Genomic DNA, 14531 nt, shown 5'->3' with positions numbered 1-14531 from the left:
ACCTCTATTCAACGAGATGGTTTTTCTACCTTTTATTCATGACAAAAAAAATGATACTACCGTTATTTGCTGCCCTTAGCGCCGCTTTATTGAGTTCCGTGACGCAGGCTGCCACGCCTGTAAGCTTTAGTAATCAAGATTGGGAAGTCGCTTGCGACAATACGCGTACTTGCCGGCTGGCAGGTTACCAAGCGGAGAATAATAGCGATTTACCTGTGTCTTTACTATTGGTACGCCGCGCAGGAGCAAACGCTACCGTCGACGGCAAAGTAAAGCTTGGCGGCGCTAAAGAAAGCTCTGCTAAAGCGCTGATGCAGCTTGGTAATCGCCATCGTATCTCGCTGTTTATTAACGATAGAGATTATGGAGAAACCAAGCCTTACTCAGTAGCCGCAGGCCATGCCGAACTAACCTCAGCGCAGGTGAGCGCGCTGCTCGATGCCTTGACCAAATCGAGCAAAATTGAGCTAGTGATTCGCAATACGCGCTGGCAGTTATCGGATAAAGGGGCCAGTGCAGTGATGCTCAAAGCCGACGAGGCACAAGGCCGAGTAGGGACTTCAAGCGCTTTTATTAGCAATAACACCAGTAAATCTAATAGTGGCATCTTATCGCCGCAAGCCGCTCCTTCACTACGACTGGTCACTCCTAATCCTAACGCCCTCTCTAGTAGTAAGAAAAAATTTGCCATGCGCTCATCGCAGTTGGCAGAGATGATGAAAACCACTATGAAAGATGTCAACACTGAATGTCCAAACTTAGCGGATAAGACAGCGTGGCGCGTCAGCCGTTTAAACAGTAAGCAGCTGCTCGCCCAGCATGATTGTTGGACGGGCGCTTATAACACGGGTACGGGTGTTTGGGTATTCAATGACACTAAGCCTTATAAGCCGAGCTTGGTGACGACAAGCGCGACCGATTATAGCGATGGTAAAATAACCTCGGTGCAAAAAGGCCGCGGGCTTGGGGACTGCCTAACTAAAAGTGAATGGGTATGGACAGGCAGAGCGTTTGAGAAAAGTCATGAAAGCACCACAGGTATGTGCCGGCTGATAGAGGCGGGCGGCGCTTGGCAATTGCCAACCTATGTGACGGAAGTGAAAATGTCGCGTTAATAGCGCGTATGTTAGAAATTATTACATTAAAGATAAAAGCGTTCAAGCGGCTGTATTAAAGACTGGCGCAGCGGTTTTTAAGCCTAAATTGTTTGAGATCTGACCTATTTTTATCATAAACAGAAAAATAGGTACTGTTTGCGCTTATGTTGTGCTATACTGCGTCGCCACGTTAGCATAGACTAGCGTGAATTATGAGATTGATAACATCGCCTGCGATTTTGGGTCTAGGATGACCATAAGTAATTGTTGCCGATGATTTTGTGTACTTAAATAACCTTTTCTATTAATAGTGAAAAATCCGTTATTTTTGACTCATATCTTATCTACTGACCGCTATATCGGTTAGATTGGTTGTTACCAGCCTTTATCTGCTTTGGACAAAGCATTGATAATGCGCTTTTAGTAAACAAGGATAAGACACTCGGCACTACCACCAAAATACGTCAGACAGCACGAACGCCTTTATAATATTGACAAGCTTTATGGCTTGGCTTTTGATTGTTAAGCCTTTTTAAGGTGAGACAATAATTTTATAAATGCGGCGTGATGAACGGTTATCAGTGGTATGCATCAAGCTTGCTGAATTTACAGCAGCTTATACTTACCAAGGATTACTATGACTGACATCTTATCTGCTATCGCCGCTGAAAACGGCATCATCGACAGCACTGACACCCCAAACACCACTGCAACTGCTGATACCAATAATCAAGCGGCTACTACTGACGCTGCTGAAGAAAATAAAATCACTTTTAGCGACCTTGATATTGCCAAGCCAATTTTGACCGCGCTTGACCGCGTTGGCTATACCAACCCAACACCTATTCAAGAACAAGCCATTCCTTTTGCTCTAGCGGGTCGTGACTTATTATTGTCAGCGCAAACCGGTAGTGGTAAAACTGCGGCATTTGTTATCCCAGTACTTGACCGTTTAAGCCGTGCCACGAGCTTTGACAAATTAACCAAAGCCCTTATCTTAACGCCAACGCGTGAGCTTGCTCAACAAGTACATGACAGCGTTCGTACCTATTCAAAAGACATGCGCGGTCTGTTCTGCGTGCCATTAGTCGGCGGCGCACCGTACAACGGTCAGATTACTGCGCTAAGAAAGGGCGTTCAAGTTATCGTAGCAACGCCTGGTCGTTTACTTGACCATATCAAAGCCGGTCGCGTTGATTTATCAAACCTTGAAGTGTTGGTACTTGACGAAGCTGACCGTATGCTAGACATGGGTTTTGCTGATGATATCAACGATATCTTGAAAGCGGCACCTGATAATCGTCAAACGATTATGTGTTCAGCGACTTGGGATGGCCCTGTTGGCAAGATTGCGGCGAGCTTCACCAAAAATCCTGAGCGCGTTTCAATCAAAGTTGAATCGGCGCATATCGAAGAAAAAGTATACTACTGTGATGATTTTGATCATAAAAACCGTTTGCTTGATAAAGTTGTTTGTGACAAAGATATGGAACAAATCATTATCTTTGCAGCGACCAAACGTAGTACAGAAAAATTGGCCAAACAGCTGCAAGAAGCGGGTCATAAAGCCAGTTTCCTCCATGGCGATTTGCCGCAAAGCAAGCGTAACCGTATCGTACAAGACTTACGTAATGGCAAGGTTAAAATCCTAGTAGCGACCGACGTTGCTGCTCGTGGTCTAGATATCCCAGCTATCTCGCATGTCATTAACTATGACTTGCCACGTCAGACTGAAGACTACGTCCATCGTATCGGTCGTTGTGGCCGTGCTGGTCGTACTGGTGTTGCTATCAGCCTATGTAGCATGGATGATCGTCCACAACTGAATGCTATCAACCGTTATTTAGATCGCAAAATGGAAGTATGTGTTATCGAAGGTATGGAGCCTAAGAAGACTTATGTACCGAGCGAAAACAAAGGTAATGGTCGTGGTCGTGGCCGTGGTCGCTCTAATGGCGGTGGTCAAGGCCGTGGTCGTTCAGGCGGCGGCTATGCTGGTAAATCTAGCGGCGGTCAAGGTCGTGGTCGTTCAAGCGACAGCGCGCCGACTGGTCAACGCGCCAGCAATGACAGCGGTTATCAAGGCAAGCCAAGTGAGCGCTCAGGTGGCAAACCCTATCAAGGCAAACGCACAGGCGCGCCTAGCCGTGGTGACGGTACCAGCGCACCACGCGGCGATCGCGCTGCAACCGGTCGCGGTCGTCCAAGTGGCAGCCAAGGTCGCCCAGCGAATCGCTCTGACAGCCGCGGCCAAGGTCGTCCAACAGGCGGCAACCGTGGTAGAAACTCGTAATAACGTTATAATGAATGGTTAATAATGGCTTAAATAAATGTCATTATTAATCATATAGCGTCATATTAAAAAGCCAGATACTTGTTGTCTGGCTTTTTTGTGCGTCAAAATACTTGTATGTTTCACTAATAAAAAGTCAACAATGCTATATCGTTGCTTGCGCGTCTTTTTCGCCTTGTCTATACTGACAGGCTTTTAATCATCGTGTGCTGCGGAGCTGTCTGATGCCCGATATTTCTCATTTAGCCATTGATAATCTGCCGTTAGCCTTTGGCATTATCATGGCCATTATTGGTTTGGTGTTTTATACGCAAGGGCTGCCTGGCAAGTTTTGGCGCCGCTTTTATGCCGTACTGCCGGGTATTGTATTGTGCTGCTTTATTCCTGCAACCCTAAATAGCTTGGGTGTCTTTGCTGATGGTATTGGTTCACAGATTTATGGCTTTACCGCCACCTATCTGTTGCCAGCCAGTTTGCTATTGATGACCTTGTCGATGGATGTGCCAAAAATATTAGGTTTAGGCTGGAAAGCCATTGCGATGTTTTTTGCGGCTAGTATTGCCATTGTTATTAGTGGGCCGATTAGCTTAGGTATTGCCAAATGGATTTCGCCTGAGATGTTTAACGACGATACCTTATGGCGCGGGTTTTCAGCGGTCGCGGGTAGCTGGATTGGCGGGGCAGCAAACCAAGCGGCGATGAAAGAGCTGTTTGGCGTCAGTGATGATTTATTTGGCATGATGATTTTGGTCGATACCACCAATGCTTCATTATGGCTATTGGCGATTTTGGTTATGGCCAAGCACAGCGCGAAGATAGATAAGTTTTTACGAGCGGATAGCAGTAGTATTGATAAAGTGATTGCCGCGGTGGAAAGCTATGAGCGAGACCATGCGCGTCCTGCCACTATCAATGATTTGATGGTGATGTTTGGCTTGTGTTTTGCCATGGTCGGGGTGGCGCATTTCGCAGGCGGGCAGATAGCAGGCTTCTTTGCGCCTTATAGTTGGGCAGTACAATATAGCTTTGCCAGCTCGTTCTTTTGGATGGTGGTGATTATCACCTTAATAGGGGTGGTGTTTTCCTTTACCAAAATCCGCCGTCTTGACCATGTGGGCGCCTCCAAAATCGGGACGGTGTTTATCTTTGTCTTAATCGCCGCTATCGGCATGCAAATCAATCTAGCGGGCATTGTCTCGCAGTGGCGCTTACTACTCATTGGTCTACTATGGATGAGTATTCACGTTGTGATTGTTTTTGCGGTTGCTAGAATGATTCGTGCGCCATTCTTCTTTTTGGCAGTTGGCTCGAATGCCAATACCGGCGGCGCGTCATCAGCACCGATTGTCGCTACGGCATTTCATCCGTCACTGGCGCCAGTTGGCGTATTCTTGGGTATTTTAGGTTATGCCGTGGGCACTTTTGGTGGTTATATCAGTACCCAGATGATGCGGCTGGTGGTGGGGTGATAGCACCTAACTAAATGCTGGCGTGTTTTGTGGGCGCATCTGCTTAGCCAAAATATCGCCTCTAAGGTGATGCCATTTGCCTTTCTATAGATCCCATTACCTTGTCTGTCGTACGTGGCGCCCTAGAAACGGCGCAGCGTGAGATGACAACCACCTTAGAAAAAACCGCCCGTTCGAGTGTCTTTAACTTAGCTCATGATTATAGCAATGCTTTATTTGATCATCTGCCTGAGATGATTTTGCAAGGTCAAGATATTCCTATCCACCTGGGCTCACTCATGCCTGCCATGAAAGCCGTGGCTGAATATTACGGTGATGACATCCACGAAGGCGACGTTATTTATCATAATGATCCCGTGATGATGGGCAGTCATATCTTAGATTGCTGTATGTATAAGCCAGTATTCTATAAAGGCGAATTGGTGTTTTGGACAGTGTGTAAAGGTCACGTCACTGATATTGGTGGGCCTGTACCTGCAGGCTATAACCCAGATGCCAAAGAGATATACGCAGAAGGTTTACGTATTCCACCTATCAAAATTTGGGAGAAGGGCGTTAGACGTCGTGATGTCATTAACTTAATACACAGCAATATGCGCTCTCGCCGTAATCAAGAAGGCGATCTCAATGCCCAGTTTGGTGCTTGTGCGGTCGGTGAGCGTAATATGATCGCGCTGCTAGACAAGTATGGCGTAGATACCGTCCGCGCTGCGATTAATGAGCTAAAAAATATGGCTGATATCCATATGCGCTCGTTGATCTCCTCTATCCCTGATGGTCATTATCATGGCGAGGCGGTGTTAGAAGATTCAGGTCACGGCTTGGGTGACTTGACTATCAGCGCTGACATCGAAATTACAGACAGCAATGTACATATCAAGATTACCAGTCCGCCACAAGTGCCTTATTTCATCAACTCCTACGCTGGTAACTCAATGTCTGGTGTACTACTAGGGCTGATGATGTTTGCACAAGTAGATCCGCCATATAACGAAGGGTTGTACCGCTGTGTCACCGTAGACTTAGGTGACCATGGCACGCTGTGTAATGCGAAAGAGCCTGCCCCTCATGTCAACTGTACCACCACACCGATGGAAACTTTGACCGACGCAGTGCGTATGGCGTTTGAAGATGCCGCGCCGGATCGAGTAATTGCCTCTTGGGGTCATGCTTCTGGTATCAACATCTCAGGTATTGATCCAAAAACAGGGGAGCAATACGTCACCATGATTTTAGCATCAATCATCTCTGGTGCTGGCGCGACTCAACAGATGGATGGATGGCGCGCTTGTGGCCCATTATGCTGTTTTGGCGCGTTAAGCTCGGGAGATATTGAGCTGTTAGAGTACCAGTATCCTATCTTAATTCATAAGTATGGCTTGGCAGAAGACAGTGGCGGCGCAGGCGAGTACCGCGGCGGCTGTGGTACGGTTTGGGAAGTTGAGCCATTAGACCATACGATGACGGTTATTGCCTTTGGCGAAGGTCGTCAGCATCCTACTATGGGCGCTGGCGGCGCGGAACAAATCTCACCTGAGCTAAAAGTTGGGCGTCTAGAGATACTACATAAAGACGGGCAAACGGACTTATATAGAAAAAACACTGTTACGGAAATCACGCCGGGTGAACGCGCGCGCAATATCAATCCGGGTGGCGGCGGCTACGGCAGCTCGTTTGTACGTTCAATTCCCGCCGTATTAAAAGATGTAGAGGAAAGAATCATATCAGTGGCAGCAGCTAAGACTGAGTATGGTGTGGTTATTGACCCACACACGCTCGCAGTAAATGAAGCAGAGACTGAATCATTACGTCGCAAGATGACAGCATAAAACCAAAAACTAACTGCTATTAAAAAACTTAAGTTAAGGATAACTGATGAAAAATGATTTTAGAATTGGCGTCGATGCTGGCGGTACATTCACTGATTTTGTCTTAGCAGAAAAAAGTGGTGATGTGCATCTGTTTAAAGCACCTTCTACGCCTGAAGATGGCACCTTGGCCATTGCTAACGGGCTACAGCAAATAGCCACGCAATTTAACCGTCCTATTGAAGATATTATCCAAGCTTGTGATTTGTGTATTAATGGTACGACGGTTGCGCTGAATGCCTTGATTCAAATGAAAGGGGTTAAGGTCGGGTTGTTATGTACTAAAGGTCATGAAGACAGTATCGAGATACGCTTAGGGCATAAAGAAGAGGGGCATCGCTATGATGCCAGTTACCCACCAGCGCCACAAATTGCTACTCGTGATCGTCGCTTTCCCATTCGTGGTCGCATCTTAGCCGATGGTACTGAGTATGAACCTCTGAACGAACAAGATGTGCTCGATGCTATCAAAGTATTGAAGGAAAAAGACGTCAAGGCGGTTGCCATTTCTTTTGTCTGGTCGATACGCAATACGCAGCATGAACAACGTGCAAAGGAGCTAATCGAGCAGCATATGCCAGAAGTATTTGTTTGCTGTGGTAGTGACGTCTATCCGCAGATTAAAGAGTACACCCGTACTTCGACAACGCTAGTTAACGCCTATCTAAGTCCAGTCATGGCGTCGTACGTACATAAGATTGATGACTACTTTAAGGCATTAGGCGCCGCGCAACCTGTTCGTTATTTCCAGTCTAATGGCGGGCTTGCGGTCGGTAGTATCATGCGAGAGCGGGCAGTGAATGCTATTAATTCAGGTCCAGCATCAGCACCGCAAGCGGGTCTGTATATTGCCAGTCCTTTTGGGATTGACGATATCATCACGGTTGATATGGGTGGCACCTCTTTTGACATTACAATGGCAAAATCAGGGCGAACCAGTCTTAATCGTGACATTGATTTTTTACGTAATCGTATAGGCGTGCCTATGATTCATGTCGAGACATTAGGGGCAGGTGGTGGCTCTATTGGTCATGTCAATACCTTTGGCATGCTAGAGGTCGGCCCTCAAAGTGCTGGCGCGACTCCTGGGCCGGCATGTTATGGCAAAGGGGGTGAGCTGCCAACTGTCACAGATGCTAACTTAGTATTGGGTTATCTGCAGCCAAATGCAGTATTGGGCGGTAGTGTGACCTTGGATAAAAATAAAGCGACACAGGCGGTACAAACACACATCGCTGATCCATTAAACATTGACTTGGCTCATGCTGCATTTGGTATCAGCGCTATCGTAAACCAAAATATGTCTAATGCCATTCGCCGCATCACCATTGAAAAGGGTTATGACCCAAGGGATTTCGCGCTCATTTGTGCAGGTGGTGCAGCTGGCATGCACATTATTGCTTTGGCTGAAGAGATGGGTATAGGTACTATTCTGATACCAAAAATTGCCTCATGCCTCTGTGCCTTTGGGCAAATCATCTCTGATATCAAGTATAATTACTTGGCGACTCAAATGATGATTCTTGCACCAGATGTAGAGTTGCGAGCACTCAACGCGAAGCTACAAGAGCTTGAAGCACAAGGTGTCCAAAAACTGTTAGAAGATGGCTTTATAGACGACGATATCACCATTGAACGCACTATGGAGATGCGTTATGTCGGTCAAGTGCATGAGTGCAATGTACTGATACCAAATGGCAAACTAGATGCTGATAGTGTCAGCACTATCTTAGAGTCGTTCCATCAGCGTCATCGCGAGCTATATACTTATGATGAGCGTGATAGTAACGTGGAGCTGGTCAATATCGAAGTCGCTGTCATCGGTAAAATTAGTAAGCCAAAACTACCAACACTTCCCGCCCAACAAGGTGATATCAGTCGTGCTAAAACTGGTAGTCGTGAAATGCTGTTTGATCAATCTTATGACTGGATAGAGACGCCTATTTATGACGGTGAAAAATTCGGTGCTGGTGCGGTCGTTACAGGCCCTGCACTCATCCAAGAGCCAACCACTACAGTGGTTATTAAAGATGGATGGCAAGCAGAGCTGCATGAGACTGGAACTTATAAGTTAACTCGGGCGGCGTGATATACATTTAAAATTTATGTTGCGTTAAGGCATCAAAGGTTGAACGGGATTCAGCGTGTGATGCCTTTTTTGCTTTTATTTAGAATATAAAAGACGATTATTTACCCCACTCTCAACTTGTTTTTCTAAGGTATTGGTTTACTTAGTTTTTAAAATTTCAGTTAAAACAATTAGAATTTTAAATTCTATAAAAACCAAAAGCCTACGATAAGTTGAGATTGGCGTATTATTTATCAATAACTGGTAGGATATCAGTACAGTTGTATACCATATATCGAGTGTTCAAGGATGAATGCAAATCAAAAGCCAAACAGTTATCAAAATACCCCTTATCAACCCTTGCAGGCAGGTCAGAAAAAAGATATCTCTGATAGTCATAGTACGTCTACTTACTTTCTAAAAACCAGTGGCATTCATGCGTTAGATGCTTCACCAAGTAATAACAGTATTCTAAGCTCTTTGGTATTAGACCGACAGACCAAGGATAAAGTGCAAACTTTAAATGCCTTTGATTGGAAGCGAACCATTAGTGACACTTACTTTGATCTTGATGTAAGTTTTCGGCAACCAAATACGTTTTCTGGTTTTTTGCAACATGCCAAGCTTTTAAACGTAGGCGTTTCGCACTATCACGCCAACACTGTGCACTATAACCGCAGTGTAGAAAGTTCGGGTTATGCTGATGACAGTATTTTAATGACTTTTCCTATCAAGGGTGACGTTCGTTTCACTCAAAAAGGACGACAGCTAACGTCTACACCAGGTCATTTCTTTATTGAGCTATCTAGCCTGCCTTACGAGTTTTACCATCTGTATGAAGCGTCGCTGTATGTGATTAAAATACCGTTAGCGTTACTTATGCCTCAAATGGGTGCGATAGAGCGGCAATTTGCACGTAGTTTAACGATTGATGAAGGTGCTGGCAGGCTGCTAGTATTTCAGATTAGTCAAATACTAGCGCTTATTCATAACAACCAGCTGGGCGACTTGGAGATAAAGATACTAGAGCAGCAACTGCTTAACCTGATTGTCTTAACCTTAAGTGCGCCAAAGGAAGTCGTGATGAGCGGTATGTCTTCGATACAATCGTTGCATTTAAAGCGTATAGAGCACTATGTGAATTTGCATTTGGAAGATCCTGATTTGATTCCCACAAAAGTCGCGGCTGCTTGCCATCTTTCCGTCAGATATTTGCATAAGCTTTTCACTGATTTGCCGTATACCTTTTCAGAGTGGATAAAAGAGCGGCGCTTAACACAAGCCAATCATATTTTGAAGAGCAAAAGCTATGTGACTATTGATGAAGTGGCTTATAGAGTAGGGTATCGCGATCAAAGTTACTTTTCACGCATTTATAAGCAGCATTTCGGTTATTCGCCACGAGATACACCAAGCATAGGTTAGCCATTGTTATGTCCTTCGTCATACAGGCGCTGTATGATTTGTACATCACGCCTAAGCGCGTATATTAAGGAAAAACAATATGACTGATGCTATGAGTGATAAGTGGTGGCACAATAATGTGTTAATAAACATAGGGACAGGCAAAACCATATTTTATTTTTGCAATATTACCTGTCCCTATTAATGATTTTAATTTCTCTAATGAGTATTTACTGTGGCGGCATTGCCCTTTATCTCGACAAGCTTACCCTGGTCTTGTAGCACCGCAAGTTTCTCTAAGTACGTTTCCCCCAATTCACGTTCCGCTGAAGCGATCCAAGCGGCATATCCTGATAAAGTTTCAAGCGTTTCGCCCTCACGTAAAGGTTGCCCTAATGCTAGATTATGAAGGGAGGCACGTAGCATGCGCTTTATTTTGCGTGGCACGCGTGGCACACCTTCGCCATTGACCACCATGCCCGTTACGTTGTGCTGATTACCCATACGTATGACGCGCGTCTTATCATTGTTTAAGATAAAACCTTCTTCCTGCAAAATTTTATGCACAGAGCCTAATAACTGTCCAATCAGATGGTTATGATCAGACGGCTGGGCGGCGTTTTTAATGCTGGTAGAATTGGCTGGCAAGCTAAACGTCAAATCATCAGCATAGCGGCTATAGCGCAGACCTATTTTTTCCGCCAGTCCTGTCAGACGACGATCAAGATTTAAGCAAACGATATTTGTTAGGGCAGGACTGGTTGGTGCGCCTTGCGGTAATGCTCTATCGCTGAGCGCCACATAATACGTTTTGCCATTTTGCTGCACCATCTGTCTTGGTGATTCTGTACACAATAAAGCCAGCAACGTGGCTATTTGCTCAGGATAGCCTGCATGGCGAAACACACCCTTGACTCGGCGCCAATGCACACTAGGAAAGAAGTCTTTTACATCCAGTTTGATAAGCAATGCGCTATTACAATGCACGGTCGCATTGGTAACAATAGATTTACCACGGACAAACCCGTGTGCGGCGCCATGAGTCATCAGATTGTTTAGGATGTTTTCTAAAATCCAGCGCTGGACAAATTTGAGTCGAGGAATAGGCGACCATATCTGCCTAGGCGTGCCGTTACGCTTATTGATGGTAAAGTGTGTGTAAGGAATATTGCTAGCCACCTCTTGTTGATAGCATAGGCCTTTTAACTGCGGCACCGTCAGATTGACAGCACTTGCCAATTGCGTATGCTTGCTGATAAGTGGTAGCTTATTTTCAATGAGTCGATTGCTAGCATCCTTGGTATCCCACTTGTCGATGCTGGTATCATCTGACCAATAGATGTGGCGCCCAAGATAAACGATATGCTGTGCTTTATAAGCTTGCCATGCTATCTTTTTGAGGTTTTTTTCTTCAGCCGCCTCTTTCTTAAGAGACTTTTTGTAGCGTTCACGCTCTTTTGGCGACATGTTATCTATGGGCTTACGCTCGACCATAAACCCATGCTGTACCATTTGCTGCTGGATATACTGATAACGCCCGCCAGCGTTTTCAATGTCTTGCCAAAGTTGTTGCCATTGACGCTCAGCTGGGGTCATAGTCTGCGCAGGGGTAATGTAATCGGTTTGCTGATTGTTTGTTGTGCTCATGGGTTATACCCCTTTATTTTCGATAAAGCCTTTGGCTTCAAATCTGGCAAGATGTTGTAAAAACGCTGCATGTGCGGCGGCAGGCTGATTGAATATGAACTGCTGACGCGTGCTGTCATCATCGATGATCTGTTCGATCAGCACTTTTTTATCATCGCAGGTCAAATGCACATAGCGGATGGTATGCTCAGTAGAGTTATTTGTTGAAGGCTTTGCTTGCATATCATCTGATGGCAGTCCTTGGGCAAGAGCTGATAAATCTAAGATATCACTGGTGGGCAACATTGATTGATCTGTCTCTTTAGCAAATAATGGTTTTGCTTTCTGCCTTTGTTGATCCTTACTTTTTTGCTGTTTGGGTACCCGTTTACTAAGCGTGCGCGTGTCATAACTGCTGTTTGTCTGCGTGTGGTCGTATTGATGGTAGCTTAAACGCAGGGCGATAAGATGCGCGCAGATGCCTTGGCTAAGGCGATGCTGTAAATACTGTGGACAGCTGCACACGGCGCGACTGACCAACCCATCTTCGCCCAATTGCAACTGGCTTTGATAAGTACGACGATCTTCTTTTACATGGATATCAGCGCTGATGGAGACGCCTTGTCCTACCACTGTCTGTACGTTTAGATTCTGCACACCATCTTCACGACCAACTATGTCAAATGCCTGTTTTTCTGCCTCGCTATGATGCGCAAACTGCGACATATCGAGAGGCGTTTGCGTCAACGGGCGATAATGATAAGACTGGTTGGCCATATCATAGCGAATCAAACCTTGCTGAGCGCCAGATAGTAATTGCTGACGTACCTGACTGGCTGTAATAGGGTTATCTGATGTACGCTGCGCCGATAAATGCTTGGTCAAGGTATCGATACGGCTCGGTTGCTCCGCAAGCGTTTGTACTAGCGGTAATAAATCATCGTTGTTAAGGTTTTCATTATTTAGCGCATTTTGCTGCGGGCGCTTGGGCAATAACAAATCAAAATTTAGTGATTGCGACCAGTTGGCTTGGCTAAATCCTGTCATGGCAAAGGTAAAATGAAAACCCTTACCAGTGAGCGTCCAGTAGCTTGGCATCCCTTGTCCAAGCAGCGACACACTGACCGTATCGGCATACGGCAACAAGCGCTTTAATAAACTCAGGCGGCGGCGACCCCATAAGCGGATGAGCTTGGATTTTTGTCCTTGATACGGGGTTTGCTGGCGACTGACTTGGCTGGTGACAGCTATATCAAATGGCTCTAAAATTATCACTGGCAGCTGCTGCGGTATCAGCTCGATTAATAAACCACGGCGCTTGCCCTTGATATCGGCATGCATACGTAGCTCAAATAAAACGTTGTACAAAGCAATAGGGTCAAGATCAACTCGTTCGTGTGCCAATTGAGCTGCAGACTGTACTTGCAATAGTGCGCGTATCCAACTTTTGGGTACATTGATACATTTTTCGATGACCTCGCTCACTGTGGTCGCAGATTCGGTTTCGTTACTTGCTGCGTCTGATGTGTCTGCTGGCTCTGAGCGTTGTAGATGTACCGCCTCTTGACCAATGTCTAGCAGGGTTGTTTGGTGATCACTAATCTGCTCGATACCATCAAATAAAGCGCTGCTGTAATCAATACTGGTGGTACCAAGCACTGGTGCAGAGTTTGTTTCAAATAAATCATGCTGCAAGGTTAATTGCGCATAGCAGCCTTCATCACGGCTAAACACCTCAAAGCTAACGCCTTCTTGATGCACTTGAATGATAGGATCAAGAAGACAAAAGGCTAAAGGGTCATTATTGAACAGCCAGGTGAAGTAATCACGCTGTGCAGAAAATAAGTTCTTATGACGACTGGCACGGCGCATTTGCATAAAAACGGCATAGGCAGCGCGATCTTTGGGAACATAGCGGTAGTCACTACTGACCACATCAAATAAGGCAAGTAAGCTATCTCGAAAAACCAGCGGATCTTTAACCGTGCCATGAAAGCTGACGGCATCGCGATCTAGTTGTGTGAACAGCGCCACATGTCGGCTGTGGGTAGATTGCTGATCGGCAGATAAGCTCACATGACTGGGCGCGGCATAATTCAGCTGCATCGTCATGCCATTAGCATTAATGTCGTCACTACCTGTTGGCATGTCATCTTGACTGATTTCTGAGGCCTCTTGCTCAATTAAGTTGTCGATTTGATTATTGGTCATGATGCTGTCCTTCGCCCTGATCTCGTTGATTATCTATAGCCTGTAAATGTGTTGTTCTCATTACATTTAAGTTAGGCACTTGTGGGCGCTTTTGCTGAGCGCGTGTCAATCCTCGTTGCCAGCGGCGCAAAACTTTGTAAGCCAGCTTTTGAATATCAATGTCAGCGTGACTATCAGCATCAGCATCAGCATCAGCAGGTGCTTGCATTAGAGCATTAAGCCACGTGCCAATGTTAGGGTCGTGTAGCTGCCCAAGTGCTTCGATGGCGCGTACCCGTAGTGACATCTCCACCTGATTGTCCTGTGCATATTCATATAACGTAGCGGCATCCTTAGCTTTTATGGCTACCAGTAATGGCTGGTTTATATCTGCCTGAGGCGTTACATTGAGTGTCTCAATATTATCACCACGTTGTGAGAACAAGCCCACCAATCGCGACAACACACCTGCTTCATTTATTTTGTTTACTTGAGCATCTTGCGCACTTAATCGCT

8 protein-coding genes and 1 pseudogene are annotated in these 14531 nt (G+C 45.7%); 6 read left to right on the top strand and 3 right to left on the bottom strand.

The genetic code is table 11. From position 1 onward, the window contains the following. Positions 1–50: 50 nt before the first annotated feature. The 6 genes from FOR85_RS00075 to FOR85_RS00050 all read left to right on the top strand — a co-directional run bounded on the left by FOR85_RS00075 (position 51) and on the right by FOR85_RS00050 (position 10220). Positions 51–1115: a DUF1176 domain-containing protein gene (locus FOR85_RS00075; RefSeq protein ID WP_223808435.1), complete on the top strand. Its 1065-nt coding sequence runs from the start codon at positions 51–53 to the stop codon at positions 1113–1115. Between the two features lie 619 nt (positions 1116–1734). Continuing rightward, positions 1735–3390, top strand: coding sequence for a DEAD/DEAH box helicase (locus FOR85_RS00070; RefSeq protein ID WP_144296171.1), 1656 nt, complete (start codon positions 1735–1737; stop codon positions 3388–3390). Positions 3391–3614: 224 nt separating this feature from the next. Then, the gene (locus FOR85_RS00065; protein ID WP_144296170.1) at positions 3615–4859 is read left to right on the top strand and encodes a DUF819 domain-containing protein; all 1245 of its coding nucleotides are present in this window, start codon (positions 3615–3617) and stop codon (positions 4857–4859) included. A gap of 101 nt (positions 4860–4960) precedes the next feature. After that, positions 4961–6688, top strand: coding sequence for a hydantoinase B/oxoprolinase family protein (locus FOR85_RS00060; RefSeq protein WP_223808434.1), 1728 nt, complete (start codon positions 4961–4963; stop codon positions 6686–6688). A 46-nt stretch (positions 6689–6734) separates the two neighbouring features. Continuing rightward, positions 6735–8816, top strand: a complete 2082-nt coding sequence (locus FOR85_RS00055; RefSeq protein WP_144296168.1) for a hydantoinase/oxoprolinase family protein — start codon at positions 6735–6737, stop codon at positions 8814–8816. A gap of 288 nt (positions 8817–9104) precedes the next feature. Beyond that, the gene (locus FOR85_RS00050) at positions 9105–10220 is read left to right on the top strand and encodes an AraC family transcriptional regulator (RefSeq protein WP_144296167.1); all 1116 of its coding nucleotides are present in this window, start codon (positions 9105–9107) and stop codon (positions 10218–10220) included. Between the two features lie 198 nt (positions 10221–10418). Here the strand turns inward: FOR85_RS00050 and FOR85_RS00045 are convergent, their stop codons facing one another. The 3 genes and pseudogenes from FOR85_RS00045 to FOR85_RS12710 form a co-directional block, all read right to left on the bottom strand. Then, positions 10419–11846 carry a reverse transcriptase family protein gene (locus tag FOR85_RS00045; protein ID WP_201590779.1) on the bottom strand — a complete coding sequence of 476 codons (1428 nt, stop codon included), beginning with the start codon at positions 11844–11846 and terminating at the stop codon, positions 10419–10421. Between the two features lie 3 nt (positions 11847–11849). After that, on the bottom strand, positions 11850–14036 hold the full coding sequence (locus FOR85_RS00040) for a hypothetical protein (protein ID WP_144296166.1): 2187 nt from the start codon (positions 14034–14036) through the stop codon (positions 11850–11852). A gap of 372 nt (positions 14037–14408) precedes the next feature. Beyond that, positions 14409–14496, bottom strand: a pseudogene (locus tag FOR85_RS12710) (acetolactate synthase small subunit); the annotation flags it as partial. Between the last annotated feature and the right edge of the window lie 35 nt (positions 14497–14531).

This window comes from Psychrobacter sp. YGAH215, from assembly GCF_007280595.1.
In the GTDB taxonomy this organism is placed as follows: domain Bacteria; phylum Pseudomonadota; class Gammaproteobacteria; order Pseudomonadales; family Moraxellaceae; genus Psychrobacter; species Psychrobacter faecalis.
Note: the sequence above shows the minus strand (reverse complement) of the source record. Positions and strands in the feature narration are given on the sequence as shown.